We start from the raw sequence: 13,695 nt of genomic DNA, 5'->3' as shown, positions 1-13,695 counted from the left end.
ACCTCAACCGCATGTCCGGCGCCTTCGCCCAGAAGATGGCGCAGCTTGAGGATGAGGCTTACGCGCTGGCGGGCGGCAAGTTCAACCTCGGCTCGACCAAGCAGCTTGGGGACATCCTGTTCAACCAGATGGGGCTGGCCGGGACCAAGTCGGGCAAGTCGGGCGCGCTGTCCACCAGCGCCGACGTGCTGGAGGATTTCGCGGCCGAGGGGCACGAACTCCCCGCGAAGATCCTCGACTGGCGGGCCATGTCGAAGCTGAAATCGACCTATACCGACGCGCTGCCGACCTTCGTGAATCCGGAAACGGGGCGCGTCCACACCAGCTATTCCATCGCCGGCGCCTCGACCGGGCGGCTGGCGTCCACCGACCCGAACCTGCAGAACATCCCCGTGCGGACCGATGAAGGCCGCCGCATCCGCGAGGCCTTCGTGGCACCCGAGGGGCGCAGGCTGGTCAGCCTCGACTACAGCCAGATCGAACTGCGGATTCTGGCGCATATGGCCGACATTCCGGCGCTGAAGCAGGCCTTTGCGGAAGGGATCGACATCCACGCGATGACGGCCAGCCAGATGTTCGGCGTCCCGGTTGAAGGGATGGACCCGATGATCCGCCGCCGGGCCAAGGCCATCAACTTTGGCGTGATCTACGGGATTTCGTCGTTCGGGCTGTCGCGCAACCTGCGGATTCCACGAGCCGAGGCGCAGGAGTTCATCGACACCTATTTCAAGCGCTTCCCGGAAATCCGCGCCTACATGGACCGCACCACGAAGGAAGCGAAATCGCAGGGCTACGTCCGCACCCTGTTCGGCCGCCGCATCCACACGCCGGGCATCTCCTCCTCGAGTCCTGCCGCCGGGGGGGCGCGGCGCGCGGCGATCAACGCGCCGATCCAGGGGACGGCCGCCGACATCATCCGTCGCGCCATGATCCGGATGCCCAAGGCCATCGAGCACCTGTCCGCGCGGATGCTGCTGCAGGTCCACGACGAACTCGTCTTCGAGGCCGAGGACTCCGCCGTCGAACCCCTGATCGCCATCGCCCGCGAGATCATGGAGAACGCCCATCTCCCTGCCGTCCACCTGTCGGTGCCGCTGGTCGTGGACGCAGGCGCGGGTCGCACCTGGGCTGAGGCGCATTGATGAAGCGCGCTTGCGCCTTCAAGGATATTCTTCTTTGTCCAAACATCCCGGGGTCCGGGGCAGCGCCCCGGTCCTGACCTCGAAAGCAGGCGCCTATGCCGCATGATCATTCCCACGGCCACCACGCAGGCCACAGCCATTCGCACGGCGAGGGGATGGGGGATCGCGCCCTGCTCTGGGCAGTCGTCATCAATCTCGCCCTGACGGCAGCGCAGATCATCGGCGGGCTGGCGGCGGATTCCACTGCCCTGGTGGCGGACGGGGTGCACAACCTGTCGGATGCGCTGGCGCTGGTGCTGGCCTTCGGCGCGAGGAAGCTGGCGACACGCCGGCCGAGCCCGGCGATGAGCTTCGGCTGGGGCCGGGCCGAGATCGTGGCAGCCTTCGTCAACTACCTCGCCCTGATCGCCGTGTCGGTCTGGCTGATGATCGAGGCGCTGGGCCGGCTGGCTGATCCGCCGGATGTCGCGGGCGGGCTGGTGATGGCGCTGGCGGGGCTGGCGCTGGTGGTCGATATCGGAACCGCGCTGCTGACGGCGCGACTGGCGAAGGAGAGCGTGAACATCCGTGCCGCCTATCTGCACAACCTGGCCGATGCGGGGGTGTCGGTGGCGGTGCTGCTGGGCGGCGCGCTGATCCTCGCCTTCGGCTGGCGCATCGCGGACCCGATCCTGACGATCCTGATCTCGGTCGTGATCCTGTGGCACATCAAGGGCGACATCGGCCCGATCCTGCGGATGCTGATGCTGGGCGCGCCCGCCCATGTGGACGATTCTGCCCTGCGGGACGCGATCAGGTCCGTTCCGGGGGTCGAGGACCTGCACCACCTGCACCTGTGGCAAATCGACGAGCGGCGGCTGTCAGCCGAGATGCATCTTGTCGTGGCCGATGGCGCCGACCCCCATGCGGCCCGGCTGGCAGTCAAGTCCGTGCTGCGCGACCACGGGATCACCCATTCCACCATCGAGACGGAAAGCCCCTCGACAGGCTGCGCCGACGATGTCGTGGGGCACGCGCACGCCCATCACTGAGGCGCAACGCCTGCGGCACCCTTGCAGGCAGGGCGCTGCCCTCATCGTCCTATACAACGATCCCGGGATATTTCAGTCGGAAAGAAGAACCGGCCCTCAGGGCAGGGCGCCCTCAGTGGTCCCCGCCCGCATGGTCGCGGTCGATGATGAAGCGCTTGTCGCAATAGCCGCAATCGACCCAGCCGGTGTCGGGCGAGATCGCCAGCCACACCAGCGGATGGCCGGTGCCCCGCGCCTCGTCGCCCGAGCAGGACACCTTCCAGCTTGTCACCACGGCGGTTTCCGGCGCGGGCAGCACCTCGGCGGCCGGGTCCTGGTTGGTGGACAGCGGGGTCTCGGTCACGGGATGGCGCATCGGGGCTCTCTTGTGCTGGCGGGGGAAGGCCGGTTTGATGGGGGCCATTCTAGCCAGCCCCCGCCCCATCGCAAGCCGGGCGGCCCAAAGGTGCGCCATGTCCAAGACGTTCACCCCGCCCGACGCCGCCATCCGCCTGACCGGGCTTCGCAAGACCTATGCGGCATCCCGCGAGGCGCCCGCGAAGGAGGCACTGAAGGGCGTGGACCTTGTGGTGCCCCGCGGGTCGATCTTCGGGCTGCTGGGGCCGAACGGGGCGGGCAAATCGACGCTGATCAACATTCTGGCCGGGCTGGTCCGCAAGACCTCGGGAAAGGTCGCGATCTGGGGCTTCGACCAGGACGTGAACCCGCGGCAGTCCCGCGCCGCCATCGGCGTGATGCCGCAGGAGCTGGTCATCGACCCGTTCCTGACCCCTCGGGCGAGCCTTGAGGTGCAGGCGGGGCTTTACGCCGTCCCCAAGGCGGACCGCTGGACGGACGAGATCCTTGAACTCGTCGGCCTGTCGGATCAGGCCAACAGCTATTCGCGCCATCTGTCGGGCGGCATGAAGCGGCGGCTCTTGCTGGCCAAGGCGCTGGTCCACCGGCCGCGCATCCTCGTGCTGGACGAGCCGACGGCGGGCGTGGACATCGGCCTGCGCGACATGCTGTGGCGGAATGTCCGCAAGCTGAACGCGCAGGGGATGACGGTGATCCTGACCACCCATTACCTGCAGGAAGCCGAGGAGATGTGCGACGAGATCGCCATCATCAACCACGGCGCCAAGATCGTGCAGGAACCGACCGAACGCCTGCTGGCGCGGGCAGGGGCCAAGACGCTGCTGGTGGACCCCGGTGCATGGGAGGGCGCGCTGCCGCCCCTGCCGCCGGGCGTGGACGCCCAGCGGCGCGACGGCCGCATCGCTCTGACCTGGCCCATGGGCGGGATCGAGGCGCATCAGGTCATCGACGCGCTGCGGCAAGGGGGCGTGCCGATGATCGACGTGGCGACCGAGCAGCCCGATCTGGAGGAAGTGTTCCTGACCCTGACCCGCGCGCCTCAGCCTGCCTGAAGCATCCGCCCCAGCGCGCGCCCGCCCAGCAGGTGCAGGTGGAAATGCGGCACCTCCTGCACGCCATGGGAACCGGCGTTGGTGATCGCGCGAAAGCCCTGATTGCCTTCGGCCAGCGACAGCCCCTCGGATCGCGCGACCTGCGCCACCAGCCGGTGGAAGCCCACGATCTCGGCGTCCGAGGCATTGGCGGCGAAGTCGTCGTAGCTGACATAGGAGCCCTTGGGGATCACCAGCACATGGACCGGCGCCTGCGGGCGGATGTCGCGGAAGGCCAAGGCGTGGTCGTTCTCGGCCACGGTGTCGTTCGGGATCTCGCCGCGCAGGATGCGGGCGAAGATGTTGCTGTCGTCATAGCTCATGGGCGGCCCTTTCAGTCGTCGAACAGATGATCGGTGCGGGCGAGCGTCAAGGCAACCTCGGGATCGACGTCCAGCAGGCGCCGCAGCGCGGCGGCGTTCGCCTGCTCACCCCTGTGCCTTGCGATTGTCTCGAAACCCTCGATCTCGAGGTCGCGGATATGCTCGGCCTCGTGTTCGAGGTCGCTGCGGACCGCCGGGATCAGGCGATCCACCTGATGGGGCGCGCTGTTCTGCCCGGCCAGCCCCACCCGCTCGATATGGCCCCGCACATAGTCGTCGTCGAAATCGGCCTCGATCAGCAGCAGGCGGGTTTCCGCCTTGTCGCCAAGGAAGTCCTGCACCAGTCCCAGGGCCGAGGGATCGAGGCAGATCGCGATGCTGGGCTGGTCGAACATGACGAACAGCATCTTGACCAGCGCCCGCCGGTGACGTTCGCGCTTGGCCAGCGTCGTCTCGATCCCGCCCATGTCCGGCAGTTCGGCGTCCAGTTCGTTGAACAGGAAGTCCACCGCAGGGATGTCGGTGTGCCAGCGGATCGCGGCGGTCAGGCGCTTGGCGACGTGCCATTTCTTGGCCACGATCAGGATCAGCGTCCGGCCACGCCCCAGCGAACCCTCGACCTCCCAGAAGCGCTGGCCGAATCGGCGGCCGATGCGGCCGCGCTGGGTGAGGAAGCGGTAAAGCCCCGCCGCCTCGTTCGAGATCGCGAACTGCACGTCCTGCGCCTTCCACAGCGCCCCCAGCCGCTCGCGCAGCTCGATCGCCTCGGCGCTGATCTTGCGGGCGAACAGGTAGTCCTGCCCCAGCAGCAGATCGTAATGGTCGTTGTAGAAGGTCACCGGCATCCCGTAGTCGGTGAACATCAGGAAGGTCAGCGTGCGCGGCCGGATTTCCTTGCGCGGCACCACATGGGGCACGATCGTCTGGAAGAAGGTCTCGTCGGGAATCCAGGTGGTCTGGAAAAAGCGCACCACGTCCGGGCGCTCGTCGCAGAAGGCCAGTACCTTTTCCATCGTCTGGCGGCGCAGGCACCACCATTGCGAGCCGATCATCACCCGGATGTCCGAAGGCACCTGTCGCGTCAGGCCCAGCCGCTTCTGCAATTCATAGCTGCCGTAGAACAGCCGCTTCTGGGTGCGCTCGTTGAACCAGTGGCGGTAGACCAGCCGTTCTTCCTTGAAGCCGGTCTTGATCCAGTCGCTTTCGAAGAAGTCGAAGTTCTCGATGTAGTCGAGGTCATGAGCGTCGAGGAACTCATGCGCGTAATCGGCCGACTTGATCGGCATGCAATCGCCCGACAGCATGTAGAAATGGGTGGCGGTCGGGAAGGCCGCGACAGCGGCGCGCACCGCTTCCAGCGTGGCGCCGACCAGCGACCATTCGCCCCAGCCGCATTTCAGCCGGCGGGTGGAAAAGGTCACCCCAGGGTTGTCCGCCAGGGCTTGGCGGAGCATCTCGAAATCGGCCGGGTTCGCCCGCGCGTCGAAGTGGATCGAGACGAAGTCGCCCGAGCCGGTCAGCCGGCGCGCCTGGGCGATGATCCCCTTGGGGTCCTTGTGGCACAGCAGGATAAAGGCGATGCGGGCCATCTTGGGGGTTCACTTCGATCGATGCGACCATCGGCGGAACACTTGCCTGATCGTGACAAATCCAGCGTCGCGAGTTGCCTTGGCTGCATAACGATTTTATGGGCAGGGGCAAGCCGCTCAACTGACAGGGGACTCATGCCATGGCTTTTCCCGGCACCTGGATGACCGAAAGCGAAAGCATGGCCTACCGGGTGGTGCCGAAATGCGCCTGCTCGACCATCGGGCAGATCATGTTCTTTTCGGACCATGGCCGCTACTTCGACGGCGACATCCACGATTCAACCGGTGGTCTGCACAAGTGGAACCAGGACAACAGCCAAGAGGCGATCGACCGGGCAGTGAAGGCGCGCAAGCCCCTGTCCTTCACCTGCGTCCGCAACCCCTATGCGCGGATCCTGTCGTCCTTCTTCGACAAGATCGCGGGCATCCAGCGCAACGGCAAGCGCTATCGCGGCAACATGATCCCGCAGATCATGCAGCGCTACGGGGTCGAGGTGGGTTCGCCCGAGGACAACTTCGACTTCGATCAGGTCACGAGCTTCCGCCGTTTCCTTCTGTTCGCCCGCGACACCATCCGCTGGCGCCGCCCGATGGAGCCGGACATCCACTGGTCGGCCATGTCCGGCCACATCGCGACCTTCATCGTGAACGGCGGCCGCTATGACCGGATATTCTTCACCGAGAAGTTCAACGAGGGGATGCAGAAGGTCTTGGACGCGGCCGAGACGCCGGTGAAGCTGGACGTGAACGAGGTGCCCCGCTTCAACGAATCCGAAGGGCATGGACCGAAGCGGCTGCACAAGGTCAGCGAGTATTTCGACGACCTGTCGCGACACCTGGTCTGGGAAATCTACAAGAAGGATTTCCAGTTGTTCCGCTATGACTTCGACAATCCCGACAACAAGATGCCCAAGGGCGAGGTCGATCTGGACGAGGTCCACGCGAAGCTGGGCCGCTGATCCTTCTTCAGCGGGGAAGGGGGGCTGTCTGCCCCCCATCGCCTGAAGGCGATTCCCCCCGAGGATAGTTTCACGAAGAAGAATGTGCCCCCACGAGGCAGGGCTTCTTCTTTGTCCAAATATCCCGGGGTCCGGGGCAGCGCCCCGGTCCGGCAGATGTCAGATAGCGGGGCTGTGGCCCTTGGCCTCCATATCGTAGCCGTCGAACATCCGCGCGATCATGCGGGTCAGCGGGCGGCCGCGTTCGGGGATGGACATGCCCTCGGCGGTGATCTCGACCATGTCACCGAACTGCGCCTTGACCGGAGCGAACAGGTCCGCCAGCGCGGCGGGCGTGAAGCCGTGGTCGCGGGTGAACTCGTCCGCCTGGATGGCGAAATCGCACATCAGCGCCTCGATCATGCGGGCGCGCCAGATGTCCTCGGGCGTGAAGACATGGCCCTTGGTGGTCGAGAAGCGGCCCTCGCGGATCGCCTTGACATGGGCGCCGGTTGCGGGGGCGTTCTGCGCGTAGCCCTGCGGGAAACGCGAGATGGACGAGGCACCCATGCCGACCAGCACCTGTGCCTGGTCGTCGGTGTAGCCCTGGAAGTTCCGGCGCAGCAGACCGGCCTTCTGCGCCACCGCCAGCCCGTCGCCGGGGCGGGCGAAATGGTCGATGCCGATCTCGTCATAGCCGTCGGCCACCAGCAGGTCGCGGGCGACCTCGAACAGCCGCAGCCGGGCGGGCGCGTCGGGCAGGGCGTCCTCGGGGATCATCACCTGCCGCTTGGCCATCCACGGCACATGGGCATAGCCGTAAAGCGCGATCCGGTCGGGCGACAGCGCCATCAGCTTCTGGATCGAATCCGCGATCCGGTGCGGCGTCTGGTGCGGCAGGCCATAAAGGATGTCGGTGTTCAGGCTTCTGATGCCGCGCTCGCGGATCATCCGCACAGCCTCGGCTGTGATCTCGAAGCTCTGGTCGCGGCCGATGGTCTTCTGGATCTCGGGGTCGAAGTCCTGCACCCCGATCGAGGCGCGGGTCAGCCCCGATTCCGCCAGCGCGTCCATGCGCGCCTCGTCGATCTCGTTGGGGTCGATCTCGACCGAGAACTCGGCCCCTTCCGCCAGCGGGAAGGCGTCGAAGACCGCGCCCGCGACGCGCCGCATCATGTCGGGCGGCATCAAGGTGGGCGTGCCGCCGCCCCAGTGCAGGCGCGACAGACGCACGCCGGGGGCGAGGTTCGCCTTCAGCAGTTCCAGTTCGGCCAGCAGGATGTCGGCATAGGCGCGCACCGGGGCGTCCGACTGCGTGCCCTGCGTCCGGCAGGCGCAGAACCAGCACAGCCTGCGGCAGAATGGCACGTGCATGTAAAGCGAGACCTGTCCGCCCGCCGGGATCGCGTGGATCCAGTCGGTGAAAGCGGCCGGTCCCACGGAGGGCTTGAAATGCGGGGCGGTGGGGTAGGACGTATAGCGCGGCACCCGCGCGTCAAACAGCCCCAGCCGGGTCAGTTGCGATTCCTGTTCCATGGCCATAGGGATGCCACCGAAAGCGGGGCAGAACATTGATGCAGGTCAAACTCGGTTCCGAGGCTTCGTGCCGGTCGCTGCAGGTTCCCTGCGAGGATTGCCCGATCCGCTATCGGGCCGTCTGCGCCAGTTGCGAGGCGCCGGAACTGGACCGGCTGGACGCCACCAAATACTACCGCCGCTACGAGGCGGGGCAGGTCGTGGCGCTGGCGGGCGAGCGGATGGATTTCGTGGGCTCGGTCGTCTCGGGCGTGGCCGGGCTGTCCCAGACGATGGAGGACGGGCGCACCCAGATGGTGGGGCTGCTGCTGCCCTCGGACTTCCTCGGCCGGCCGGGGCGCGACACTTCGCCCTATACCGTCACCGCGCTGTCGGACCTGCTGCTCTGCTGCTTCCGCCGCAAACCCTTCGAGGAACTGCTGCGGTCCAGCCCCCGCATCGCCGCCCGGCTTCTGGACATGACGCTGGACGACCTGGACGCCGCGCGGGAATGGCTGCTGCTTCTTGGCCGCAAGTCGGCGCGCGAGAAGATCGCCTCGTTCCTTGCGGCGCTGGCGCGGCGCGGCGCGGTGCTGCGCCAGTCCCGCCCGCAGGGCCGGGTCGAGATCGAACTGTCCCTGACGCGCGAAACCATGGCCGACTATCTGGGCCTGACCATCGAGACGGTCAGCCGCCAGATCTCGGCCCTGCGGCGCGACGGGGTGATCGCGCTGGAAGGCACGCGGCGGATCACCGTGCCCGATTTCCACCGGCTGGTGCTGGAAAGCGGCGACGATGCGGACGGCGGCCCCCTGAGCTGAGGGCCGCGCGCCCCGCGCCTTACCGCGCCATCAGCACCGGCAGGGTCGCGCGTTCCAGCATGTGCCGCGTCGCGCCGCCCATGATCGCCTCGCGCAGCCGCGACTTGCTGTAGGCGCCCATCACGATCAGGTCGGCCCCGGTTTCCACCGCGCGGCGGTTCAGCACCTCGGACACCGTGGGCAGGGTCTTGGCCAGCACCGCGATCTCGGCCTTGACGCCGTGGCGCGTCAGCATCTGGCAGAGCTTGCCGCCGGGGTCCGAGCCTTCGGGCGAATGGGGCGAGGGGTCCACCACCGCGATCTCGACCGCCTCGGCCGCCTTGAGGACGGGCAGGGCGCGGCGGACGGCATGCAGCGCCTCGTCCGACTGGTTCCAGGCGACCAGGACCCGCCTGCCGATGTTCTCGACCGTCACGGGCTCATGCGGCAGCACCAGGACCGGGGCGCCGCCTTCGAACAGCGTGGCCTCCAGCGCCGCCTCGCTGTCGCGCGCGGCATGGGTGCCATAGGGCTTTTCCAGCACCACGAGATCGGCAAAGCGCGCGCGCATCGCGATCAGCGTGGACACGCCGCCCATCTGCGCCACCGCGCTTTCGACCGACCAGCGGATGTCCTCGGGGGCAAGCTCGGCGCGGACCTCTGTTTCCAGCGCCTCGGCGGCGGCCATGGCGCGGTCGATCGCTTCCTGGAAGACATAGGCGGATGCGCCGGCATAGTAATAGCCGGTCTGGGTGTGATCGACCCCCACCGCGAAGACCTCGAGATGGGCGTCCTCGCGCCGGGCGATCGCCACGGCCGCCTCGATCTGCCGCTTCTGGTCCGGCTGGGTGATGACGGTGAGGATGGTCTTGTAGCCCATGCGCCTTATCCTTCTTCTGGGACGGCCCTTCCGGCAGGGGCCGCCCGCGACAGTATGCCGCCCTGGCTGCCGGTTTTGTTGACGCAGATCAAGGTTTGGGAAACATTCGCTCAATAGAGGGCACAGCCAGGACGGACTGCCGGATCGCCGCGGGGCGATTCGGCCGGTCCGTTTCGAGACAAAGGACACCAACACGATGTGGGATAGCTTGAAGCTGATCGTGCTTGGCGTGATCGCGGTGTTCGCCGCGATCGCGGCCAACTACGCGCGCGATCTGGCCTATCAGGTCAATGCGCTGACGGTCATGCTGGCCGCCGGCCTGACGTTTATCTGGGTTCTGCGCCACATGGACGACCCCAACCGCAAGCTGGCGGTCGCGGGCGCGCAGAACGAATACCTGGACGGGCCGATCCGGGTGGGGGTCATCGCGACCGCCCTCTGGGGCGTCGTGGGCTTCCTGGTCGGCGTCATCATCGCGGCGCAGCTTGCCTGGCCGTCGCTGAACTTCTCGGATGCGCTGCAGGGCTTCACCAACTTCGGCAAGCTGCGGCCGCTGCACACCTCGGCGGTGATCTTCGCCTTCGGCGGCAACGCGCTGATTGCGACCTCGTTCTACGTGGTCCAGCGGTCCTGCGCGACGCGGCTCTGGGGGGGCAACGCGGCCTGGTTCGTGATCTGGGGCTACAACCTCTTCATCGTCCTGGCGGCGACCGGCTACATCACGGGCGCGACCCATTCCAAGGAATACGCGGAACCCGAGTGGTACGTGGACCTGTGGCTGACGATCGTCTGGGTCGTCTACCTGATGATCTACCTCGGCACGATCATGAAGCGGCGCGAGCCGCATATCTACGTCGCCAACTGGTTCTACCTGTCCTTCATCGTGACCATCGCGATGCTGCACATCGTCAACAACCTGGCGATGCCGGTCTCGATCTTCGGGTCCAAGTCAGTGCCGCTTTTTGCGGGCGTGCAGGACGCGATGACCCAGTGGTGGTACGGCCACAACGCGGTGGGCTTCTTCCTGACCGCCGGGTTCCTCGGGATGATGTACTACTTCATCCCCAAGCAGGCCGAGCGTCCGGTCTACAGCTACAAGCTGTCGATCATCCACTTCTGGGCCCTGATCTTCATGTATATCTGGGCCGGTCCCCACCACCTGCATTACACGGCGCTGCCCGAATGGGCCGCGACGCTGGGCATGGTCTTCTCGATCATGCTGTGGATGCCCTCCTGGGGCGGCATGATCAACGGGCTGATGACCCTGTCGGGGGCTTGGGACAAGCTGCGGACCGACCCGATCCTGCGGATGATGGTCGTCGCGGTGGGCTTTTACGGCATGGCGACCTTTGAAGGGCCGATGATGTCGATCAAGGCCGTGAACTCGCTGTCGCATTACACCGACTGGACCATCGGCCATGTCCATTCCGGCGCGCTGGGCTGGAACGGCATGATCACCTTCGGCGCGCTCTACTACCTGACCCCGCGGCTCTGGGGGCGCGAGCGGCTGTATTCGACCGCCGCGGTCAGCTGGCACTTCTGGCTCGCGACCATCGGGCTGGTGCTTTACGCGGCCTCGATGTGGGTCTCGGGCATCATGGAAGGGCTGATGTGGCGCGAGGTCGACAGCCAGGGCTTCCTGGTCAACGCCTTCGCCGACACCGTCATCGCCAAGTATCCGATGCTGGTGGTCCGCACGCTGGGCGGCGTCTTCTACCTCGCCGGGGGCATCATCATGGCCTGGAACCTCTGGGCCACGGTCGCCAGGCAGCCGCGCATCGCGTCGAACCGCGTCGCCGTTCCGGCCGAATAAGGGGGATCTTCCATGGCCATTCTCGACCACCACAAGATCCTCGAAAAGAACGCGACGCTGCTGCTGGTGTTCTCGTTCCTCGTGGTGACCATCGGCGGCATCGTCCAGATCGCCCCCCTGTTCTACCTGGAAAACACCATCGAGGAGGTGGAGGGGATGCGCCCCTACACCCCCTTGGAACTCACCGGACGCGACATCTATGTCCGCGAGGGCTGCTATGTCTGCCACAGCCAGATGATCCGCCCTATGCGGGACGAGGTCGAACGCTACGGCCATTACAGCCTTGCCGCGGAATCGATGTATGACCACCCCTTCCAGTGGGGGTCCAAGCGCACCGGGCCGGACCTCGCCCGCGTGGGCGGGCGCTATTCGGACGAATGGCACATCGACCACATGGTGGACCCGCGCTCGGTGGTGCCGGAATCGATCATGCCGGGCTATGGCTTCCTGCGTGACCGGCATATCGACCCGACCTATATCGCGGACCGGCTGACAGCCGACCGCCGCGTGGGCGTGCCCTATTCCGAGGAGATGATCGCCGAGGCCCGCGCCGACTTCCTGGCGCAGGCGGATCCCGACCTCGACCCCTCGGGGCTGGAGGAACGGTATCCGGGCGCGCAGGCGCGCAACTTCGACCGGCAGGCGGGCGTGACCGAGATGGACGCGATCATCGCCTATCTGCAGGTTCTCGGCACGATGGTCGATTTCTCGACCTTCCAGCCGGACCAGCACCGCTGAGGGCGCCGGGGGAATGGACCGCTATTCCTTCCTGCGCCAGTTCGCCGACAGCTGGGTGCTGCTGGCTCTGACACTGGTGTTCATCGGCGTGGTCCTGTTCGTGTGGCGGCCCGGCTCGCGCCGGCTGCACCGCGACGCCGCCGAAAGCATCTTCCGCAACGAGACGAAACCCGCCCCCACGCCAGACGACAAGGCCAGGGTGGACCGCAAGGAGGGCGAGTGATGGCCGATCCCAAAGACGAGAACCCGCCCCGCGATGAGAAGCCCACCCCGCGCGAACGCGAGGTGGCCGAGAACATCGGCGCGGACATCAACGATCCGCACGAGTCGCCCGCCAACCCCGAGAACCGCATCTCGGTGGAACGGCGCGCGGCGGACCGGGAAAACGCCGAGCAGATCATCGAGAACATGCCCGAGGTGCTGACCGGCGTGAAGCCGCGGTCGGAACGCGAGCCGCGCCGCAAGGTCACGCGGCGGGCGGGCAAGAAGGTCGTCGAGGTCCAGTCCACCGGCCACAACTGGGACGGGATCGAGGAATACGACAACCCGCTGCCGCGTTGGTGGCTTTGGACCTTCTACGCCACCATCATCTGGGCGGTGGGCTATGTCATCGCCTATCCGGCAGTCCCGCTGGTCAACGACTTCACCCGCGGCGTCCTTGGCACCACCCAGCGCGACGACGTCGAGGCCGAGATGCGCCGCTTCGACGAGGCGAACGCGCCGATCGAGACCCGCCTTGCCTCGGTCGACCTGACCGAGATCACCAGCGACCCCGAATTGCTGAACTTTTCCAACAACGCGGGCGCCTCGATCTTCCGCACCTATTGCGCCCAGTGCCACGGCGCGGGGGCGGCGGGGAACCCCGGCTACCCGAACCTTCTGGACAACGACTGGCTGTGGGGCGGCGCCATCGAGGACATCCACCTGACCCTGCTGCACGGCATCCGCAGCCCGGACGATCCCGACACCCGCTATTCGGAAATGCCCCGCTTCGGCGTGGACGGCATCCTCGACGACCAGCAGATCGACCAGGTCACGCAATATGTGCTGTCCCTGTCCGACCTGCCCCATGACGAGCCCGCCGCCGCCGAGGGCGCCGCGGTCTACGAGGAAAACTGCGTGGCCTGCCACATGGAGGATGGCACCGGCGACCGCAGCCAGGGCGCGCCGAACCTTGCGGACGCGGTGTGGATGTACAACGTGGACGGCCGCGCCGACGAGGCGACCATCCGCCGGGTCATCCACGACGGACCCTTCGGCGTGATGCCCGCCTGGTCGGACCGGCTGAGCGAATCCGACATCCGCGCCGTCGCCACCTATGTCCACGGCCTCGGGGGAGGTGAGTGACCCCGGCCCCGCCCGCCGTCCCGGCGCGGCCCTGACAGACGTGCCGGACCTGCCGGCCCGGCGCTCCGGTTCCCTGCCTGCTTGCGGGGCGCCGGGCTTGACGAACCCCGGCGCGTCCTCTTGCATGGGCA

At 66.8% G+C, this 13,695-nt stretch carries 14 protein-coding genes; 9 read left to right on the top strand and 5 right to left on the bottom strand.

Annotation, left to right across the window (positions count from 1 at the left end; all coding sequences use genetic code 11):
* Positions 1-1,142, top strand: a 1,142-nt coding sequence (locus Q4F04_RS07980; RefSeq protein WP_303369301.1) for a DNA polymerase, incomplete at its 5' end; no start/stop codon positions are given.
* Between the two features lie 95 nt (positions 1,143-1,237).
* On the top strand, positions 1,238-2,173 hold the full coding sequence (locus tag Q4F04_RS07975; RefSeq protein ID WP_303369300.1) for a cation diffusion facilitator family transporter: 936 nt from the start codon (positions 1,238-1,240) through the stop codon (positions 2,171-2,173).
* Between the two features lie 112 nt (positions 2,174-2,285).
* Here the strand turns inward: Q4F04_RS07975 and Q4F04_RS07970 are convergent, their stop codons facing one another.
* Positions 2,286-2,471: a zinc-finger domain-containing protein gene (locus tag Q4F04_RS07970; RefSeq protein ID WP_303369303.1), complete on the bottom strand. Its 186-nt coding sequence runs from the start codon at positions 2,469-2,471 to the stop codon at positions 2,286-2,288.
* A gap of 154 nt (positions 2,472-2,625) precedes the next feature.
* Between Q4F04_RS07970 and Q4F04_RS07965 the strand changes: the two genes are divergently transcribed.
* Positions 2,626-3,582: an ABC transporter ATP-binding protein gene (locus Q4F04_RS07965; RefSeq protein WP_303369299.1), complete on the top strand. Its 957-nt coding sequence runs from the start codon at positions 2,626-2,628 to the stop codon at positions 3,580-3,582.
* Here Q4F04_RS07965 and Q4F04_RS07960 read toward each other — a convergent pair.
* Both Q4F04_RS07960 and Q4F04_RS07955 read right to left on the bottom strand, forming a co-directional pair.
* On the bottom strand, positions 3,570-3,944 hold the full coding sequence (locus Q4F04_RS07960; RefSeq protein WP_303369298.1) for an HIT domain-containing protein: 375 nt from the start codon (positions 3,942-3,944) through the stop codon (positions 3,570-3,572). The genes Q4F04_RS07965 and Q4F04_RS07960 overlap by 13 nt on opposite strands.
* 11 nt (positions 3,945-3,955) lie before the next feature.
* Complete coding sequence (locus tag Q4F04_RS07955; protein WP_303369297.1) at positions 3,956-5,533, bottom strand: DUF5928 domain-containing protein; 1,578 nt, start codon at positions 5,531-5,533, stop codon at positions 3,956-3,958.
* A 140-nt stretch (positions 5,534-5,673) separates the two neighbouring features.
* On the opposite strand from Q4F04_RS07955, the gene Q4F04_RS07950 reads away from it, so the two are divergent.
* Complete coding sequence (locus Q4F04_RS07950) at positions 5,674-6,492, top strand: sulfotransferase family protein (protein ID WP_303369296.1); 819 nt, start codon at positions 5,674-5,676, stop codon at positions 6,490-6,492.
* 159 nt (positions 6,493-6,651) lie between these two features.
* On the opposite strand, the gene hemN is transcribed toward Q4F04_RS07950, so the two are convergent.
* Positions 6,652-8,007 carry an oxygen-independent coproporphyrinogen III oxidase gene (hemN, locus tag Q4F04_RS07945; protein WP_303369295.1) on the bottom strand — a complete coding sequence of 452 codons (1,356 nt, stop codon included), beginning with the start codon at positions 8,005-8,007 and terminating at the stop codon, positions 6,652-6,654.
* Between the two features lie 38 nt (positions 8,008-8,045).
* Between hemN and fnrL the strand changes: the two genes are divergently transcribed.
* Positions 8,046-8,807 carry a transcriptional regulator FnrL gene (gene fnrL, locus Q4F04_RS07940; protein ID WP_303369294.1) on the top strand — a complete coding sequence of 254 codons (762 nt, stop codon included), beginning with the start codon at positions 8,046-8,048 and terminating at the stop codon, positions 8,805-8,807.
* A 19-nt stretch (positions 8,808-8,826) separates the two neighbouring features.
* Here the strand turns inward: fnrL and Q4F04_RS07935 are convergent, their stop codons facing one another.
* Complete coding sequence (locus Q4F04_RS07935; RefSeq protein ID WP_303369293.1) at positions 8,827-9,666, bottom strand: universal stress protein; 840 nt, start codon at positions 9,664-9,666, stop codon at positions 8,827-8,829.
* Between the two features lie 196 nt (positions 9,667-9,862).
* On the opposite strand from Q4F04_RS07935, the gene ccoN reads away from it, so the two are divergent.
* The 4 genes from ccoN to ccoP all read left to right on the top strand — a co-directional run bounded on the left by ccoN (position 9,863) and on the right by ccoP (position 13,564).
* Positions 9,863-11,479 (top strand): cytochrome-c oxidase, cbb3-type subunit I, encoded by a 1,617-nt coding sequence (ccoN, locus tag Q4F04_RS07930; protein WP_303369292.1) that lies wholly within the window; start codon positions 9,863-9,865, stop codon positions 11,477-11,479.
* A gap of 12 nt (positions 11,480-11,491) precedes the next feature.
* Positions 11,492-12,217, top strand: a complete 726-nt coding sequence (gene ccoO / locus Q4F04_RS07925) for a cytochrome-c oxidase, cbb3-type subunit II (protein WP_303369291.1) — start codon at positions 11,492-11,494, stop codon at positions 12,215-12,217.
* A 13-nt stretch (positions 12,218-12,230) separates the two neighbouring features.
* Positions 12,231-12,440, top strand: a complete 210-nt coding sequence (locus tag Q4F04_RS07920; RefSeq protein WP_303369290.1) for a cbb3-type cytochrome c oxidase subunit 3 — start codon at positions 12,231-12,233, stop codon at positions 12,438-12,440.
* A gap of 74 nt (positions 12,441-12,514) precedes the next feature.
* Positions 12,515-13,564, top strand: coding sequence for a cytochrome-c oxidase, cbb3-type subunit III (gene ccoP / locus Q4F04_RS07915; RefSeq protein WP_303369302.1), 1,050 nt, complete (start codon positions 12,515-12,517; stop codon positions 13,562-13,564).
* Positions 13,565-13,695: the final 131 nt, after the last annotated feature.

The sequence above is a fragment of the Paracoccus sp. (in: a-proteobacteria) genome (assembly GCF_030536915.1).
In the GTDB taxonomy this organism is placed as follows: domain Bacteria; phylum Pseudomonadota; class Alphaproteobacteria; order Rhodobacterales; family Rhodobacteraceae; genus Paracoccus.
This window is presented reverse-complemented; position numbering and strand designations above follow the sequence as displayed.

Coding starts and splice junctions, on each gene's coding strand:
- Q4F04_RS07975 (WP_303369300.1), top strand. CDS start 1,238: ATGCCGCATGATCATTCCCACGGCCACCACGCAGGCCACAGCCATTCG.
- Q4F04_RS07965 (WP_303369299.1), top strand. CDS start 2,626: ATGTCCAAGACGTTCACCCCGCCCGACGCCGCCATCCGCCTGACCGGG.
- Q4F04_RS07960 (WP_303369298.1), bottom strand. CDS start 3,944: ATGAGCTATGACGACAGCAACATCTTCGCCCGCATCCTGCGCGGCGAG.
- Q4F04_RS07955 (WP_303369297.1), bottom strand. CDS start 5,533: ATGGCCCGCATCGCCTTTATCCTGCTGTGCCACAAGGACCCCAAGGGG.
- Q4F04_RS07950 (WP_303369296.1), top strand. CDS start 5,674: ATGGCTTTTCCCGGCACCTGGATGACCGAAAGCGAAAGCATGGCCTAC.
- hemN (WP_303369295.1), bottom strand. CDS start 8,007: ATGGAACAGGAATCGCAACTGACCCGGCTGGGGCTGTTTGACGCGCGG.
- fnrL (WP_303369294.1), top strand. CDS start 8,046: ATGCAGGTCAAACTCGGTTCCGAGGCTTCGTGCCGGTCGCTGCAGGTT.
- Q4F04_RS07935 (WP_303369293.1), bottom strand. CDS start 9,666: ATGGGCTACAAGACCATCCTCACCGTCATCACCCAGCCGGACCAGAAG.
- ccoN (WP_303369292.1), top strand. CDS start 9,863: ATGTGGGATAGCTTGAAGCTGATCGTGCTTGGCGTGATCGCGGTGTTC.
- ccoO (WP_303369291.1), top strand. CDS start 11,492: ATGGCCATTCTCGACCACCACAAGATCCTCGAAAAGAACGCGACGCTG.
- Q4F04_RS07920 (WP_303369290.1), top strand. CDS start 12,231: ATGGACCGCTATTCCTTCCTGCGCCAGTTCGCCGACAGCTGGGTGCTG.